Below are 16,518 nucleotides of genomic sequence, written 5' to 3'. Positions count from 1 at the left end.
TATTACACTACCAATCATTAAGGACTTACTTTAACTGTATAGGTTGAAATTAAGTCGTCATTGATAAAAACATGAACATCGTAAAAACCCGTAGTTTTAAATTGTTGGTTTATAATTAACAACGTGTTGTTAATAGTTGTTTTTTGTGGTTTTGTTTTCCAAGTTCTAAAACCATTGTCAAGTTGAAGGGTGATATCTTTAATTTTGACAGTGGGTTTAACTTGGTAATTAAAAGTAACGGTATCAAAAGGTTTAATAGTTTGATGCAATTGTTGTGGCAAAATGTGTCCGTTGAGATAGGTATATGCTTTGCCGTAAATTATTGGAGAGGCTAAAAAATTCTCAAAGGAAGGAATAGCACTATCTAATAACCACCATTTTTCCTCAACTGGAAAATGATTCACTGCAAAAAGTGTCGGTTCGGTTAAAAAGAAGCCATCATTATACTGAAATGTAAACCGATTGGTTTTAGGATGTGGTATTCCACTTGCCCAAGTAGGATCGCATAAGTACCATTTGTTATTTAGCTTTACGGCATTCCAAGAGTGGTTTGGGAGGTCTAAATTTTCTATGTCTGTTGTACTAACGCGTCCATAACCCTGTACAATTTCGCATTCTATGTTGGCCAATTGAGCTAGCTCTTTAACCAAATAAGCATAGCCTGTACAGATTGTACTTTGGTCTTTAAGTAGTTTGGAAAATAACTTTTTTCTAAAATCGTCGTTCCAAGCTTTAAGCCTAATACGATCTGTTTTAAATCGCTCTCGCTTTCGTTTATTTCTTAAATACAAACCGTAATTGTTGGAAATATTATTACAAACCCAACGGTAAATAGCTCTAAAACGTTCTATGTCTGTGTCTAAATTAGAGGTGAGTTGAAACGCCAGTTGTGGTAAATTAGAAAGCCCTTCATTCTTATAAACCAATGCAATACTATCTGATTTTTTAAAACTAATAGAGTTAAAATCAGAAACTTGAGCAAATGCTTGAGTTGCAAATATGAAGGGCAGTATGAAACGTAATATATTCAAGACAAACTTAGTTTTTACGTTTAGATTTATACGGTTTTGATGTATCTAAAGCTCCAATCATTTCAACCAAATCTTCCGTTAGTTTAAGGGTAATAAATGTTGTACTATCTTTAATTACAACTTTTTGAGTAACATAGCCTAAATAACTAAATAGGAGCACATCACCAGTTTTTAACTTGTTAGGAAAGGTAAATTCGCCCTTTTCGTTAGTTACTGTACCATTTCTTGTTCCTTGTTGAATTACGTTTACTCCAACTAAACCTGCCGTTTCATCACTAACAATACCTTTAATGATTCTGTCGTTGTCAGTAACTTGGGTGGATGTCGTGGTATTGCTTTGCGCGTAAATTGGATTATAAGCGAGTAGTGTTAGCATTACAATTCCAATAAAGCGAATGGCGTTAATAGTTCGATGTTGTTGCATTTTTAATGTTGATTTCATAATATAGATTGTTTTGTTTACCTCAAATCTATCTGTTAAACCTTCCATTTTAAAATTGTTATGAGTAATAACAACCATTCAGTTCGTAAAGTGGTGTTTTGGGTTAGTGATTGGTTTTTGCCACAGTACTTTGTTGTCGTTTATTGTTCTAATGCTATAAGATTAATGTTTAATTCAATATGCGAGTGTACTTTTTTGAGGTGTGTTTCATTAATTAAACTGAAAGAAGAGATGACTATTAAACAAATTAATTTATAACATTTCGGATTCTAAATAAACACCTTTGGATTTTCTATATTCAGATGGTCGTTTATCCATAATTTTTCTAAAAGTATCACTAAAAGTTGGTAAACTATTATAACCAACTTTGTTGGCTATTTCTGAAATGTTATAATCTGAATTCATTAAGTATTCTAAAGATTTGAATATACGTAGTTTAGTGTAGTACTTAATAAACGACATACCAACATCCTTTTTAAATAATCGATATAACGTTTTGTTAGTCATACTAAACTTTGATGCGAGTTGAGGCAATAAATGCTCTTCGTGAATTTGTTTGTTCAGATAATTTATAATGGCAACTAGCCGCCTGTCTTTAGGATGTGGCAGTTCAAAATGTAATGACTTTGATGTGGTTTGCTCTAAAAGGGCCTTAAAAGCAATGCCAATGGCATATTTGTTTTTTTGTGAATTTGTAACATCTCCATTCCAGCTTTTTGTATATAATAATAACTCCAAAAGTAGGTTGTTAATCGGGTAAATAGCTTCATTTTTATAAAAATCAGATGTCATTGCGTCTAAAGGAAAATATAGATTTCTCATAATAACCTTTGGTGAATTAGGATAAATAGCATGTTTTGTTTTTGGCGGAATCCACATATAATGTCGTGCAGGTAAATAGTAAGTTCTACTATCAGTTTTAATATGTACAACACCTCCTTCAGTATATAAAAATTGACCTTTGTTATGGCTATGTGATTGAATGAAATTTTCACCCATTAAATTGTGGTAACAAAAGATGCTTTCTGGAATTTTATCAACCTCTGTTAAGTAATATTTTGTGTCCATAATAGTTGCAATTTTAACTTCAATAGTTGCTATTTTACCATTTATGTCCGAAATTAATAAATTAAAGTCTTTTTTAGATAAAAAGACATTAAATATCTTATATAAATTGCTTTTCGCTTTTATTGGAAAATACGATAGAAACTAAAACAGTAATTTTTTCACTTATAATTTATAAAATAATCAGGACTATGCAGAGAGTTAAGTATTCAGCTTATTTAGATAAAATTCAGAGCCCAGAAAAGGCTGCTTTATTAATTAAAAATCATCACATATTGGGTGTTAGTGGTTTTACCAAAGCAGGTGACAGTAAAGCGGTATTACCACAAGTGGCAAAGCGAGCACTTTTTGAAGATCTAAAGGTTACTGTAATGAGTGGTGCTTCATTAGGGTATAATACGGATGCCGACTTAGCAAAAAATGGAGCGTTATATAAAAGAATGCCGTTTCAAGCCGATCCTACCTTAAGAAAGAGTATCAATAATCATGAGGTACTTTATGTAGATCAGCATTTAGGGCAAACGGCAGACATGTTTCAGAAAATTGATAAATTTAAAATTGATATTGCCATTATTGAAGCAGTATCAATAACAGAAGAAGGTTATATTGTACCAACAACATCTATTGGGAATTCACCAATTTTTGCTGAAAATGCAGATAAAATTATTATTGAAATCAATACAACATTTCCTGAGAGTCTTGAGGGTATTCATGATGTAAAGGTTCTAAAGAAACAGCCTAATCGTGAGGTAATTCCTGTTTTAGAGTCTGATACTAGAATTGGAGATCCTTTTATTAAGATTGATCCAGCCAAAGTTGTTGCTGTTGTTTATACTGAGCTTCCAGATAGTCCTGCTGTGATTGCAGCACCAGACGAAAAAACTAAGGCCATTTCGGAACATATTCTTAAATTCTTAGAGAATGAAGTAGAAGAAGGACGTTTAACAGAATCACTTTTGCCTTTACAAGCTGGTATTGGAAAAACAGCTAATGCTATTTTATCTGGTTTTACTAACAGTAAGTTTAAAAATTTAACCATGTATTCAGAGGTGCTTCAAGATAGTACTTTTGAGCTTTTTGACTCTGGAAAATTATTATTTGCCTCAGCATCGTCAATGACTGTTACGGAAGGCTGTTCTAAAAAAGTGTTTAGTAATTTTGAAGCCTATAAAGATAAACTCCTATTAAGACCTCAGAATATTAGTAATGCGGCAGAAGTCATTAATCGTTTAGGTGTTATTGGAATTAACACCGCAATTGAGGTGGATATCTATGGAAATGTAAACTCTACACATATTGCAGGTACTAAGATGATGAATGGTATTGGCGGTTCTGGTGACTTTGCTAGAAACGGCTACTTGAGTATTTTTGCTTGTCCTTCCATGTCTAAAGAAGGTCGTATTTCTCATGTAGTTCCTATGGTGTCACATACCGATCACAGTGAGCACGATGTTGATATCTTGGTTACAGAACAAGGTTTGGCAGATCTTAGAGGTTTAGCACCTATAGAAAGAGCTAGAGTTGTTATTGAAAATTGTGCACATCCTGAATATAAAGCACAACTTTTAGAATATTTTGAAGACGCTTATAAGTTGGGTGGACACACACCACATAGTCTTGAAAAAGCCTTTGCGTGGCATATGCAACTTAAAACTGAAGGAACAATGAAAGTAAAGGATTATGCTTGTAATGAGATTGAGGTAAAGGCTTAAAATCCCTATTATTCTGATTCAAGCCTATATCTTATTACAGTGCGTGTTGACTTTACTGAACGAGATTGGAAAATGATCTCTTTAGTTTAGATATATAACAGATACGTTTCCGTTAGCTTCAATAGCTATCGCTCAACTGCAACCTGTATAAGTTGAGCCTCAGAAGACTTTGAATAAAGGTTAAAGGTATCTAACCTAAATATTAAATGTGCTTTCTATTTTTTTATGAATTTTAAGACGTGCTTATCTAAATAGATAAAGTATAAGCCATTTGTAAGCGCTTCAATATTGATGTGTTTGTTTTGTGAAATTGTACCTGTCTTTACCTTTTTACCTATTAAATTATAGATGTTATAATTTGAATGACCTGTTAATCCAGTAACTTGAATGTTATGTTTTGCAGGATTAGGAGATATAGCGAATTGAGGTTCATCAAATTCTTCAATAGTTAATCCTTCTCCTTCTACTAATTGAACATCGTCAATATAACCATCGTTGTTACTGCCTTGGTAACGCTCAGAAAGTAGTGTCACTTTAATAGTTCTTGTTCCAATTGGTGCTATACGAGTATCTGTAAAATAAACCCATTCATCAGTTCTCGTATTAACTCCTGTATCATAAGTATCTAAGATATCTCCAACTGAATCCATATAGTCAACTACAACTCTACCTTGGTCGGTTGGTGTTTGAGGCCACGAGTGTAAATAGCAACTAAATGTATAATATTGATTACCTGAGTCAATGTTTGCGCTATTGTCAGAAACATCTACATCTTGAAATAATTCAGCACTACTATTAGCACCAGCAAAGAAATAAGCATTCCCCTCCTGTGGCAGTGGTGATATTGTTCGTTGTTGCCAATCTCCTGAAATTTGTGTCCATCCGTTTTCTATAATTGGACTGACTTCTGCGTTGCCGTTTTCTATTAAATTTTGACTAGCAACAAAAGTTGGTAGTAATAAAAGATATAAGTAAGATGTAATTTTATTCATAGTGTGCAGAATTAATAGTTATTAGGCAAATATAATGGTACTATTTTGTGCTGAAAGTGAAGGTGTATTATTGGAGGATAAATATGTGTGGTTGGTATAAAAACCGATGTGATTATAAAATAATAAACCAGTTTGAAATCTTTTGTTTTATAACCTAATCGATTGTTATTTGTCTAAAAATCAAGACGCTAAAAATAATTAAAAAAAAGGTTTTCATATTAAAAAATAAATTACATTTGCAGCGAAAATTGGAGTCAATCTATTAAATTATAATCCAGTTTTTAGCTGAACAATTGAAACATGTTTATATGTTCGGGCGCTTGAAAATTAGGAAGTCATATTCAAGAGCAGCTTATAGATTAAGTAACCGAATTTTAGAGCTAACTTCCGCTTCTGCGATAGCTGCTAGCCAGCATATTTATGGTTTTGTACCTACTACACAAAGCCAAATTCAGGTATGATTTAGTGTAACCCTAATCTTATTTACACTACTATTTTTATTTACACTTGAATTTATATTTAAACAATGAACAATAAATACATTGATCTCATCGATCAATCCTTTCACTTTCCTCAAGACGAATTTAGACTTGAGGATAAAGCGTTGCATTTTCACGATATCGACTTAATGAAGTTGGTGGAAACCTATGGCGCACCTTTAAAATTCACCTACTTGCCACAAATATCTAATAACATTCAACGCGCAAAGCTGTGGTTTGCTGAGGCTTTTAAAAAGCATGATTATAAAGGCGAATACAACTATTGCTATTGTACTAAAAGTTCTCATTTTAAGCATGTGCTAGATGAAGCCTTAACAAATGATATTCATATTGAAACCTCTTCAGCTTTCGATATTGATATTGTAAGAGCACTAAAAAAAGAAGGCAAAATAACAAATGAAACTTATGTATTAAGTAACGGTTTTAAACGCGAACAATACATTACTAATATTGCAGATCTTGTTAATAATGGTCATAAAAATTGTATTCCTATTATAGATAATTATGAGGAAATCGATTTGTTATCTGAAGAAATCGATGGAAAATTCCAAGTAGGGATTAGAATCGCATCTGAAGAAGAGCCAAAATTTGAATTCTATACCTCACGTTTAGGGATTGGGTACAAAAATATTGTACCATTTTATAAGTCTCAAATTCAGGGAAACAAGAAAGTAGAACTTAAAATGTTACACTTTTTTATCAATACAGGAATCAGAGATAATGCTTATTACTGGAATGAATTACACAAGTGTTTAAAGGTGTATACCGCATTAAAGAAAATTTGTCCAAGCTTAGATAGTTTAAATATTGGCGGTGGATTTCCGATTAAAAACTCTTTAGCCTTCGATTTTGATTATGCTTATATGGTCGATGAAATTGTAAATCAAATTAAGCTCGTTTGTGAGGAAGAAGCGGTAGACACCCCAAACATTTTTACAGAATTCGGAAGTTTTACAGTAGGCGAAAGTGGTGGAGCTATTTATAAGATTCTCTATCAAAAACAACAAAACGATCGTGAAAAATGGAACATGATTAATTCCTCTTTCATTACAACTTTACCAGATACCTGGGCGATTAACAAACGATTTATAATGTTACCAATTAACCGTTGGTACGATAGTTATGAGCGTGTGTTATTAGGTGGTCTTACTTGCGATAGCGACGATTATTACAACAGCGAACAACACACTAATGCTATTTATTTACCTAAATACAATAAGGATAAAGATTTATATATAGGTTTCTTTAATACAGGAGCTTATCAAGAAACCATAGGTGGTTTTGGTGGCTTACAACACTGTTTAATTCCAACACCAAAGCATATTTTAATTCAAAAAGATGCCGATGGAAACCTAAGTACTAAAGTGTTTGCCGAGCAACAGAAAAGTGAAAACTTGTTGGGTATTTTGGGATATGGTTCTTGATTGATGAATTAATAATTAAAAGTTAAAAATGAATGACGATTGTCTGGTTGAGCGCAGTAGAAACCTAGTTAAGTAAAGAAATAAACGTTTTAATTACTTAGCAAGAGATCGTTGGAAATAGTATAGTTTAAAATAAAAAATAACAATTAATAAGATTCCCATTTTAATGGGAAATAACATATAATGACACACACAAAAACTTACGCTGGAATTCCAGAAGATTTAGCAAAATTAGAAACCGCTAAAATCGTATTAATTCCTGTACCTTATGATGGTACAAGCACTTGGCAAAAAGGCGCAGATAAAGGTCCTGAAGCGTTTTTAGACGCTTCAGAAAATATGGAGCTTTATGATATTGAAACCGATTCAGAAGTGTACCAACAAGGTGTATTTTTGGCTGATGCTGTAACCGAAAATGCGTCACCAGAAGCGATGGTGGAAGCGGTGCACCAAGCCACTAAAAAATACATTAAGAAAAACAAATTTGTAACCATTTTTGGTGGTGAACATTCGGTATCAATCGGAACCATTAGAGCGTTCAATGAAATGTTTGAAGATTTAACTGTGCTTCACATTGATGCGCATGCCGATTTACGCGAAAGCTACGAAGGGTCAACGTGCAACCATGCTTGTGCTGTATATGAAGCGAGTCAAACTACCAATCTAATTCAAGTTGGAATTCGTTCCATGGATAGTATTGAAAAATCGGTTATGGACGAAGAAAAAACCTATTTCGCTCACGAAATGGCAATGGATGATAGTTGGATGGATTCGGCAATTGATCAAATGACCGATAACGTATTTATCACATTCGATTTAGATGCCTTTGACCCTTCTATTATGCCAAGCACAGGAACACCAGAGCCAGGAGGCTTACTGTATTATGAAACTTTGGAATTCTTAAAACAAGTATTCGAAGAAAAGAATGTGGTTGGTTTTGATATCGTAGAATTATGTCCTAATGAAAACGATAAATCATCAGATTTCTTAGCAGCCAAATTATATTACAAAATGTTGAGCTACAAATTTCTAAATCAAAATAGTGATGATGATTTTGAAAGTAATTTCAACGACAAGACAAAAGGATTAAATAAATTTTCAAAAAACAACGATGATGAGTACTAGTAAAGGAGAAATTTCAAAATTTATAGAAAAGTATTATTTACACTTTAACGCAGCAGCTTTGGTTGATGCGGCAAAGGGTTATGAAGCGCAACTTAATTCTGGCGCAAAGATGTTAGTGTCTTTGGCTGGTGCGATGAGTACGGCGGAATTAGGTAAAATATTTGCTGAAATGATTCGTAAAGATAAAGTGCAAATCGTGTCTTGTACAGGAGCAAATCTTGAAGAAGATATCATGAATTTGGTCGCACATTCGCATTATAAACGTGTGCCAAACTATAGAGATTTAACCCCTCAAGACGAATGGGATTTGTTAGAGAAAGGCTTAAACCGAGTTACTGATACATGTATACCAGAAGAGGAAGCCTTTAGACGTATTCAAGAGCATATCGTTAAAATATGGAAAGAAGCCGAAGCTAAAGGTGAGCGTTATTTACCGCATGAATACATGTACAAATTATTACTTTCCGGAGTTTTAGAAGAGCATTACGAAATAGATTTGAAAGATTCTTGGATGTATGCAGCTGCTGAAAAAAACCTTCCTATTGTTTGTCCTGGTTGGGAAGATAGTACTATGGGTAACATTTTTGCAAGCTACGTACTTAAGGGCGAGTTAAAAGCAAGTACTATGAAATCGGGTATTGAATACATGACCTTTTTAGCCGATTGGTATACGGATAATTCTGAAAATGGGATTGGATTCTTTCAAATTGGTGGTGGTATTGCTGGTGATTTTCCTATTTGTGTCGTACCAATGTTATATCAAGATATGGAGCGTCCTGAAACACCATTTTGGAGTTATTTCTGCCAAATTAGTGATAGTACCACCAGTTATGGTTCGTATTCTGGTGCCGTTCCAAATGAAAAAATTACTTGGGGAAAGCTTGATATTGACACGCCTAAATTCATCATTGAAAGTGATGCCACTATCGTAGCACCATTAATTTTTGCTTATCTTTTAGATATGTAATGGAAGAACATAAGATTGATAATATAGAATTAAGCTTTTTAACGGTTGGTGATTTTGAAGAATTAAAATCGGCAACCCTAGAAGCTTATGGCGGCGTTTTAAATTCGTATTGGAAAAAAGAGCATATTGCACGTTTAACCTCTATTTTTTCGGAAGGTCAGGTCGTAATTCGTATCGATGGTCAGTTGGCAGGTTGTGCGTTATCTTTAATTGTAGATTACGATAAGATTGATGATAACCACACCTATGCCGATATTATTGAAGGGGATAAGTTTAAAAATCACGATCCAGATGGCGATGTGTTGTATGGTATTGATGTATTCATAAAACCCGAATTTAGAGGCTTACGTTTAGGGCGTCGTTTATATGATTATCGTAAAGAATTATGCGAAAACCTGAATTTAAAAGGGATTGTTTTTGGTGGAAGAATGCCAAATTACCACAAGCATAAAGACCAATATTCGCCAAAAGAATACATTCAAAAAGTAAAGCATAAGGAAATTCATGACCCGGTTTTAAATTTTCAAACCTCTAATGATTTTCATCCGATAAGAATTATTAAGGGCTATCTAGAAGGCGATACAGCCTCTAGCGAATATGCGGTGTTGATGGAGTGGGATAATATCTATTATACCAAACCTAATAAAAAAGCCAGCAGTGTAAAAACTGTGGTACGTTTAGGGTTGATTCAGTGGCAAATGCGTCCTTATAATGGTTTAGATGATTTGATGCAGCAAGTAGAATATTTTGTAGATAGTGTCTCAGCTTACCGCTCCGATTTTGCGGTGTTTCCAGAGTTTTTTAATGCGCCATTAATGGCAAAGTATAATCATTTGCACGAGCCACAAGCGATTAGAGAATTGGCCGGTTATACGCAAACTATTGTTGAGAAAATGCAGCAGCTGTCTATTTCCTATAATATAAATATTATCACCGGAAGCATGCCTGAAGTGGTCGATGATGTCTTGTATAATGTAGGCTATTTGTGCCGAAGAGATGGGAGTTTAGAACGTTATGAGAAAATCCATGTCACGCCAGATGAAGCTAAAGTTTGGGGTATGCAACGCGGTCATCAATTAAAAACTTTTGAAACGGATGCGGGTAAAATAGGCGTTTTAATCTGTTACGATTCTGAGTTTCCTGAATTATCAAGATTGTTAGCCGATGAAGGTATGGACATTTTATTTGTCCCATTTTTAACCGATACGCAGAATGGGTATTCGCGCGTAAGGTTGTGTGCACAAGCGCGTGCCATTGAAAACGAATGTTATGTGGCTATTGCTGGAAGTGTAGGAAATTTGCCTAATGTGAATAATATGGACATCCAATATGCACAGTCAGCGGTCTTTACACCATGTGATTTTGCCTTTCCAAGTAATGGTGTAAAAGCAGAAACTACACCAAATACCGAAATGATATTGGTAGCCGATGTAGATTTAGGCTTGCTAAGAGAGTTACATTCCTTTGGATCCGTAAAAAATTTAAAAGATCGAAGAAAAGATGTTTACGATGTTATTCGAGTAATTAAATAAGTATTATATTTAAAAAAAATTAGCTTTAGAAATAATATTAAAGAATGAAACCAAAAGACGCACATTTAAAACGAGTTATAGTTGATTTCAAAAAATTGACACCAGAAATTTTAGCACTTTTAGTAGAAAAATACCCAGATGGCTATGATGACGGCCAAATTGTATCGTTTAAGAATGCCAAAAGTGAAATTGTCGAAGCTGTAGAGGTGACCACAGAAGACACCAAATATTTGGTGAAAGTGAGCACGAAACTAGAGCAGACGATGGAAAATTATGACGAAGAGGATTATGAAGATTTTGAAGACGATGATCCTAATGCAGTCGTGGATCCAGAATTAGAACCTGGAGCTGAAGATGAAGATTTTTCTTAAAGAACTTACGCCTTGTTTAAGGTATTATATGAGCGCTATTTAGCGATGCTTTGTTGATTACGAGAAAGCTAAGGAATAGTAATTCAATAGAAATTATAAAATTAGAGATAGAGACTGCTAGGACACTGGCAGTCTTTTTTTTAGGATGACTTCCCAAATAAATACAGAAAATACAATAAGGTATTCTAGACCAATAATCCATAGATTTTCTGAGTTAGCCGCGTTAGAATAAGCTAAATAACTCAGAATAATTACCAAGGACCAAATCAGTGGAAATTTGTAATTAGTAAACACGCAAAAAATAACAAGTGTTGCAATATACCAAGGATGAACAGTTGTGCTTAGAAATAAATAACAGGTAAATGCTAATAGCATGGAGCCAATTAATTGAGGTAAGGTGTTGTTGTTTCTGAAAAATGAGAACCCTAGAATGATGAGTACTGAAATTACAGGTAGTATTTTACCAATAATGGCAATTTCATTATAGCCTGTTTGTGCATAGCCAATAGCTCTTGCGAGATAATAGATACTGGCATTAAACTCAAAGTTTCCAAACCAAAGTCCAACAGTTTTAGAATAATTAGTCACAAATTCCATGGAAAAGAACGGGAGGAAGAGTAGAAGTGTCGTCATTCCAATAATGACATAAAAAAGAATTAATTTCCAGAAGTTTAAATTTACAGGTATGTCTCCTTCAGCACTCCCAATATCAGTTGGGATAAAAGGTTTTTTTGGTTTCTCAATATCATTTGAAATGACTGAATTTTTTCTAAACCAACCAAAAAACAAAGGCAACAACATTAACGGAATCAGTTTTACAGAAATAGAACAAGCAAAAACAACCGCAGCCCATTTCCATTTACCAGAATGTAGCAAATATAAAGACCAAATGAGGAAGAATATCATAACACCTTCAAAATGAAGGTTACCTGTTAATTCAATAATGATAAAAGGATTTAATATGTACCAAAAGATTCTTTTTGAAGGTAGATTTAAACGTTCTAAAAGTTTTTTTCCGAAATATAATGTTCCAATATCAGCTACAATTATAATTAGTCGCATTACAATCGCAGAACCTAAAATACTATGTCCTGAAAATAAAGCTGCAACTGTAAATAAAATTTGGTTGATTGGCGGATAATTGGTGTAATGAGAGGCGCTTAACTCACCCATGCCATTATATAGTTCTTGCCCTTGCGCAACAGGAAATTTGCCACTATCCATAAAGGAATCAGGTGTGTATAAATAGGGATTGAAACTTTCTAGAATCATGCGGCCATCCCAAATAAAGCGATAAAAATCTTGCGATAAATTAGGTGTGGCAAAAAGAAATAGCAACCTTAAAACTATAGAGAAGACAACTAAAAGTTTAAACTTTGAGCTATTAAATTCAGATGAACTTATAATTTTATAAGCAAAAGCAAATAATAAAACATAAGCAAAAAGAAGTTGAATAGTGTTGGTCCTTACAATGGCATACGCAAACCATAGATACAATAGACTACTAACAATAAAAAATAGAAATGGAACTTTGTGATATTTCCAAAGCGCTTTCACACCTTAGAACTTAAAGACTTAAAAAATACGTAGCCAAAGCCAATAAAAAGCATTAAGTGAAAAGGAAACAGTCCAAAATCACCACCTTGATCACCAACTATAAAAGCACTATACATTCCGAATGCGAAATACAGCATCAATATACCTTCTATAACCACGTGTGGTGATAATTTTTTTCTGAGGTATTTATTGCCTTTCCAAGAATCTCTAATGGTGCTAATATTAAATTTTGGTGTTCTTACAAACTCACTTCGTTTACCAATATGGCCTTCAATTACTGCAATAGAGTTGTGAAGTGAAAAGCCCATAGCTATTGAGAAAAAGGTAAAGAACATACCTATATAACCAAAGAATTTTTTAAAACCACTACCATAAATGTTGCGATACATAAACCAATAACAGATAAAGAAAATAATGGTACTCATTACAAAGAAACTCATGATGTAAAAGTAGTTTCTTAGGTGGGCGTATTCGTTCTTTATATACAACATCGGAATACTCAAAATAGCGACTGTAAAAATGCTTAAAAACATAGTACTATTAAGCAAATGAAGTAAACCGTGTACTTTAGTTTTAGTTGAAATATTATCAGACTTCACAACACGCCAAAGCATTTTTCTAAAGTTTTCGGCACCACCTTTATTCCAACGGAATTGTTGCGAACGTGCAGCACTAATAACAACTGGTAATTCTGCAGGAGTTTCAACATCCTCTAAGTATTTAAATTCCCAATTTTTTAATTGTGCTCTATAACTTAAATCTAAATCTTCGGTAAGGGTGTCTCCTTCCCAATTTCCGGCATCGAGAATACAGGTTTTTCGCCAAACACCTGCTGTTCCATTAAAATTAATAAAATGTCCTTTGCTGTTTCTGCCTACTTGCTCTAATGTAAAATGGGCATCTAAAGCAAACGCTTGAATTTTAGTTAATAAGGAATAGTTTCTATTGATATGTCCCCAACGTGTTTGAACAACACCTATTTTTTCATTCTTAAAATAAGGAATGGTACGCTTTAGCCAATTAGGTTGCGGTAAAAAGTCGGCATCAAAAATGACAATAAATTCACCTTTAGCAATTTTTAGTCCTTCTTTAAGTGCTCCAGCTTTAAATCCACTTCGGTCAGTTCTAGTAATATGTGTAATATCTAAACCTGTTTTGGCAAGTTTTTCAACATGTGCTTTTGTAGTTTCAATTGTTTCATCTGTAGAATCATCTAAAACCTGAATTTCTAACTTGTCTTTTGGATATTCTAAGCGCGCGATATTATCCAATAAACGTTCCATTACATACATTTCGTTAAAAACAGGAAGTTGTATGGTAACTATTGGGATTTCTTCAGGATTTGAAAAATCAAAAGTTTCACAGTCTTGTCTTTTCTTTTTAGAAGACAAATAGTTGTACAGTAAGTTTAGCTGTGCCAAAGCATACATAAAAATTAGTACAATGGCAATGGTGTATATGACAATAATTATTGATTCGAGAATCATTTCTTAAAACTATATTTAAAAATCCAACCTAAGATTTTTATACCTGCAAAGATAGCACCTTTTATCGTACCTGAAACTTTTGAGACACCTATTCTGTTTCTATAATTAACAGGAATTTCCTTATAACTTAATTTTTGTTTTAAAACCTTTAATTGCATTTCTACAGTCCAGCCATAGGTTTTATCTTCCATATTTAACCCTAAAAGTTTGTCATATTTAATTGCTCTGAAAGGGCCTAAGTCAGTAAATGTAGAACGGAAAAACAAAGTCATTAAGTTAGTTGCTAGCCAATTACCAAAAATTTGAGGAGCAGTCATTGAACCTTCTTCTCGCAATTCTTTAACACGAGCACCAATCACAAAATCAACATTGTTATTAATAATAGGTTGAACAATTTTTGTTAATTCTTCAGGATAATCACTATAATCCCCATCTAAAAAAACTACAATGTCTGTTTTTTTTTCTTGCTTGGCGATATAATCCATGCCTTTTAAACACGCATAACCATACCCTTTTCTGTTTTCAACTAATACTGTAGCTCCAGCATTTTTAGCGTTAGTTTCAGTATTATCTGTAGAATTATTACTAACCACAATAATTTCATCGACAATAGAAGGTATGTCTTTTATGACGAGAGGAATTGATTCTTCTTCGTTATACGCAGGAATAATAACTTTTATGTTAGGCATTTAGTGTATTTGAAAGTGCAAAAGTAATCTTCTTATTTTTGATTTACTAAATCCATTAAATCAACATCGTTTCCTAAAAGGACCTCTGTTGGATTGATACGTCCTTTCATAGAGTCATTTTCTAATTTTAAAACACCTCTTGGGCACACTGCAGAACAAATACCGCAACCAACACAACTAGAACGTACGATGTTTTCTCCTTTTTGTGCATAGTGTCTTACATCAATTCCCATTTCACAACTGTTAGAACAGTTACCACAAGAAATACATTGTCCACCATTTGTGGTAATTCTAAATTTAGAAAATAAACGTTGTTGAAATCCTAAAATCGCTGCCATAGGGCAACCAAAACGACACCATGATCGGTTTCCTAAAATAGGGTAAAAGCCTGTACCAATTACACCTGAGAAAATAGAACCAATATAAATACCATATGCAGATCGTAAAGCTCCGGCTTTAATATAGAATAAGTGGTCTGTTGTACCCGTATAATGCATTCCGATTAAAAGTGCGATTACAATAAAGAAACCAATAGCTCCGTATTTAGCATCTTTGCCTAATTCGTGTCTTTTAAATAGCATTACTAACGCAAAAACAAGGGTCAAAAATCCAATAACTAAACTGATAAAAACACCTCGTGTTAACCAAAAATCATTCTTGTCATAGCCTAAATAAGTGTAAACCACAGCGGTTGTCATCACAATTGAAAAGACCAATACCACATGAATTAACCAACGTTCTATTTTCCATGCGTACATTTTTTTAGACGATAATTGTCTAAAAGAATCACCAGCAGTTTCTGCTAAGCCGCCACAGCCACAAACCCAAGAGCAATACCAACGTTTTCCATATTTATAAGTTAAAATAGGCGTAAAAACAAAAATAGATAGGATGCCAAATAGAAGTAATGCTAATCCAATATTTCCATTAGATAGAAAGCCATTTACAGACCATTCATCAAAAATGTAATAATTAAGCGGCCATATACTTTTAAGGTCATAATATGGTAAATCGTTATTCATAACGTACATAAATTCAGGAATCAAAAAGGCAAAACCTAATTGGAAAAACATCACTGAAACGGTACGTAATTGTTGGTAACGATTATGTCTGTATTTTAATATAAATTTATAACCAAAGGCTAAAATCGCAACGGTATATAGTGTACCGTAAACAAACCATTGGCTCGCATTTCTACCGGATAAGAGTTGACTTAATGGGTCAAAAAGCGCAATTAACCCTGTGTTGGCCTCTCCGTCGGTCCCTAAACCTAAGTATTTTGGAAAGAAGTAAAGTACAATATAAAACGTCGTTAAGACAACACCAATAATCCAGCCCCAAATTCCACGCGAGGAAATAGATTTAAACCAAACTCCATCATTCTTTATGCCTTCTAGTTTTGAAAGGTAAGCTTCTCTAGAATACATGATAATACCACCAATTATAGATCCTAACGACAGTGTAAGAAATAAACCTTTATTTGGAAAGTTAGTGTTAAAAAGCGCTAAGGCTAAAATAAATAAGCCAATAACTCCTATGGCAAGAGCTACTTTTTGTTTGTTATTAATACCTAAAGCATCTGGTTTTGCTAAAGACATACTGTGATTTAATTTATTGCTCATTA

The 16,518-nt window shown here is 33.6% G+C and carries 14 protein-coding genes; 6 read left to right on the top strand and 8 right to left on the bottom strand.

All coding sequences use genetic code 11. The features are described from left to right. Positions 1-17: 17 nt before the first annotated feature. The 3 genes from K1X16_RS04520 to K1X16_RS04510 form a co-directional block, all read right to left on the bottom strand. Positions 18-1,031: a transglutaminase domain-containing protein gene (locus K1X16_RS04520; protein WP_225035195.1), complete on the bottom strand. Its 1,014-nt coding sequence runs from the start codon at positions 1,029-1,031 to the stop codon at positions 18-20. A gap of 7 nt (positions 1,032-1,038) precedes the next feature. Next, positions 1,039-1,473, bottom strand: coding sequence for a carboxypeptidase-like regulatory domain-containing protein (locus K1X16_RS04515; protein WP_225035194.1), 435 nt, complete (start codon positions 1,471-1,473; stop codon positions 1,039-1,041). A 252-nt stretch (positions 1,474-1,725) separates the two neighbouring features. Further along, a complete protein-coding gene (locus tag K1X16_RS04510; RefSeq protein ID WP_225035193.1) occupies positions 1,726-2,541 on the bottom strand; it encodes an AraC family transcriptional regulator in 816 nt (271 codons plus the stop codon). 188 nt (positions 2,542-2,729) lie between these two features. On the opposite strand from K1X16_RS04510, the gene K1X16_RS04505 reads away from it, so the two are divergent. After that, positions 2,730-4,250, top strand: coding sequence for a succinate CoA transferase (locus K1X16_RS04505; RefSeq protein ID WP_225035192.1), 1,521 nt, complete (start codon positions 2,730-2,732; stop codon positions 4,248-4,250). A gap of 215 nt (positions 4,251-4,465) precedes the next feature. Here K1X16_RS04505 and K1X16_RS04500 read toward each other — a convergent pair whose 3' ends face one another. Beyond that, on the bottom strand, positions 4,466-5,242 hold the full coding sequence (locus K1X16_RS04500) for a T9SS type A sorting domain-containing protein (protein WP_195869948.1): 777 nt from the start codon (positions 5,240-5,242) through the stop codon (positions 4,466-4,468). A gap of 526 nt (positions 5,243-5,768) precedes the next feature. Between K1X16_RS04500 and K1X16_RS04495 the strand changes: the two genes are divergently transcribed. From K1X16_RS04495 to K1X16_RS04475, 5 genes are all read left to right on the top strand, one after another. Then, the gene (locus tag K1X16_RS04495) at positions 5,769-7,166 is read left to right on the top strand and encodes an arginine decarboxylase (protein ID WP_225035191.1); all 1,398 of its coding nucleotides are present in this window, start codon (positions 5,769-5,771) and stop codon (positions 7,164-7,166) included. 183 nt (positions 7,167-7,349) lie between these two features. Next, complete coding sequence (gene speB / locus K1X16_RS04490) at positions 7,350-8,291, top strand: agmatinase (RefSeq protein ID WP_225035190.1); 942 nt, start codon at positions 7,350-7,352, stop codon at positions 8,289-8,291. Beyond that, the gene (locus K1X16_RS04485; RefSeq protein WP_225035189.1) at positions 8,281-9,258 is read left to right on the top strand and encodes a deoxyhypusine synthase family protein; all 978 of its coding nucleotides are present in this window, start codon (positions 8,281-8,283) and stop codon (positions 9,256-9,258) included. Before speB ends, K1X16_RS04485 begins: the two co-directional genes overlap by 11 nt. Further along, positions 9,258-10,790 (top strand): carbon-nitrogen hydrolase family protein, encoded by a 1,533-nt coding sequence (locus K1X16_RS04480; protein WP_225035188.1) that lies wholly within the window; start codon positions 9,258-9,260, stop codon positions 10,788-10,790. The genes K1X16_RS04485 and K1X16_RS04480 overlap by 1 nt, the downstream gene beginning before the upstream one ends. 44 nt (positions 10,791-10,834) lie before the next feature. Next, positions 10,835-11,161, top strand: a complete 327-nt coding sequence (locus tag K1X16_RS04475; protein ID WP_225035187.1) for a hypothetical protein — start codon at positions 10,835-10,837, stop codon at positions 11,159-11,161. Positions 11,162-11,278: 117 nt separating this feature from the next. On the opposite strand, the gene K1X16_RS04470 is transcribed toward K1X16_RS04475, so the two are convergent. From K1X16_RS04470 to K1X16_RS04455, 4 genes are read right to left on the bottom strand one after another with little or no spacing between them, the layout of a single operon-like run. Continuing rightward, positions 11,279-12,718: a mannosyltransferase gene (locus K1X16_RS04470; RefSeq protein ID WP_225035186.1), complete on the bottom strand. Its 1,440-nt coding sequence runs from the start codon at positions 12,716-12,718 to the stop codon at positions 11,279-11,281. Next, positions 12,715-14,205, bottom strand: a complete 1,491-nt coding sequence (locus K1X16_RS04465) for a cellulose synthase family protein (RefSeq protein WP_225035185.1) — start codon at positions 14,203-14,205, stop codon at positions 12,715-12,717. Before K1X16_RS04465 ends, K1X16_RS04470 begins: the two co-directional genes overlap by 4 nt. Continuing rightward, complete coding sequence (locus K1X16_RS04460) at positions 14,202-14,894, bottom strand: glycosyltransferase family 2 protein (RefSeq protein WP_195869940.1); 693 nt, start codon at positions 14,892-14,894, stop codon at positions 14,202-14,204. Before K1X16_RS04460 ends, K1X16_RS04465 begins: the two co-directional genes overlap by 4 nt. A 32-nt stretch (positions 14,895-14,926) precedes the next feature. Further along, a complete protein-coding gene (locus tag K1X16_RS04455; protein WP_225035184.1) occupies positions 14,927-16,516 on the bottom strand; it encodes a 4Fe-4S binding protein in 1,590 nt (529 codons plus the stop codon). Positions 16,517-16,518: the final 2 nt, after the last annotated feature.

It is taken from the genome of Winogradskyella sp. SM1960, assembly GCF_020179375.1.
Classification (GTDB): domain Bacteria; phylum Bacteroidota; class Bacteroidia; order Flavobacteriales; family Flavobacteriaceae; genus Winogradskyella; species Winogradskyella marina.
This window is presented reverse-complemented; position numbering and strand designations above follow the sequence as displayed.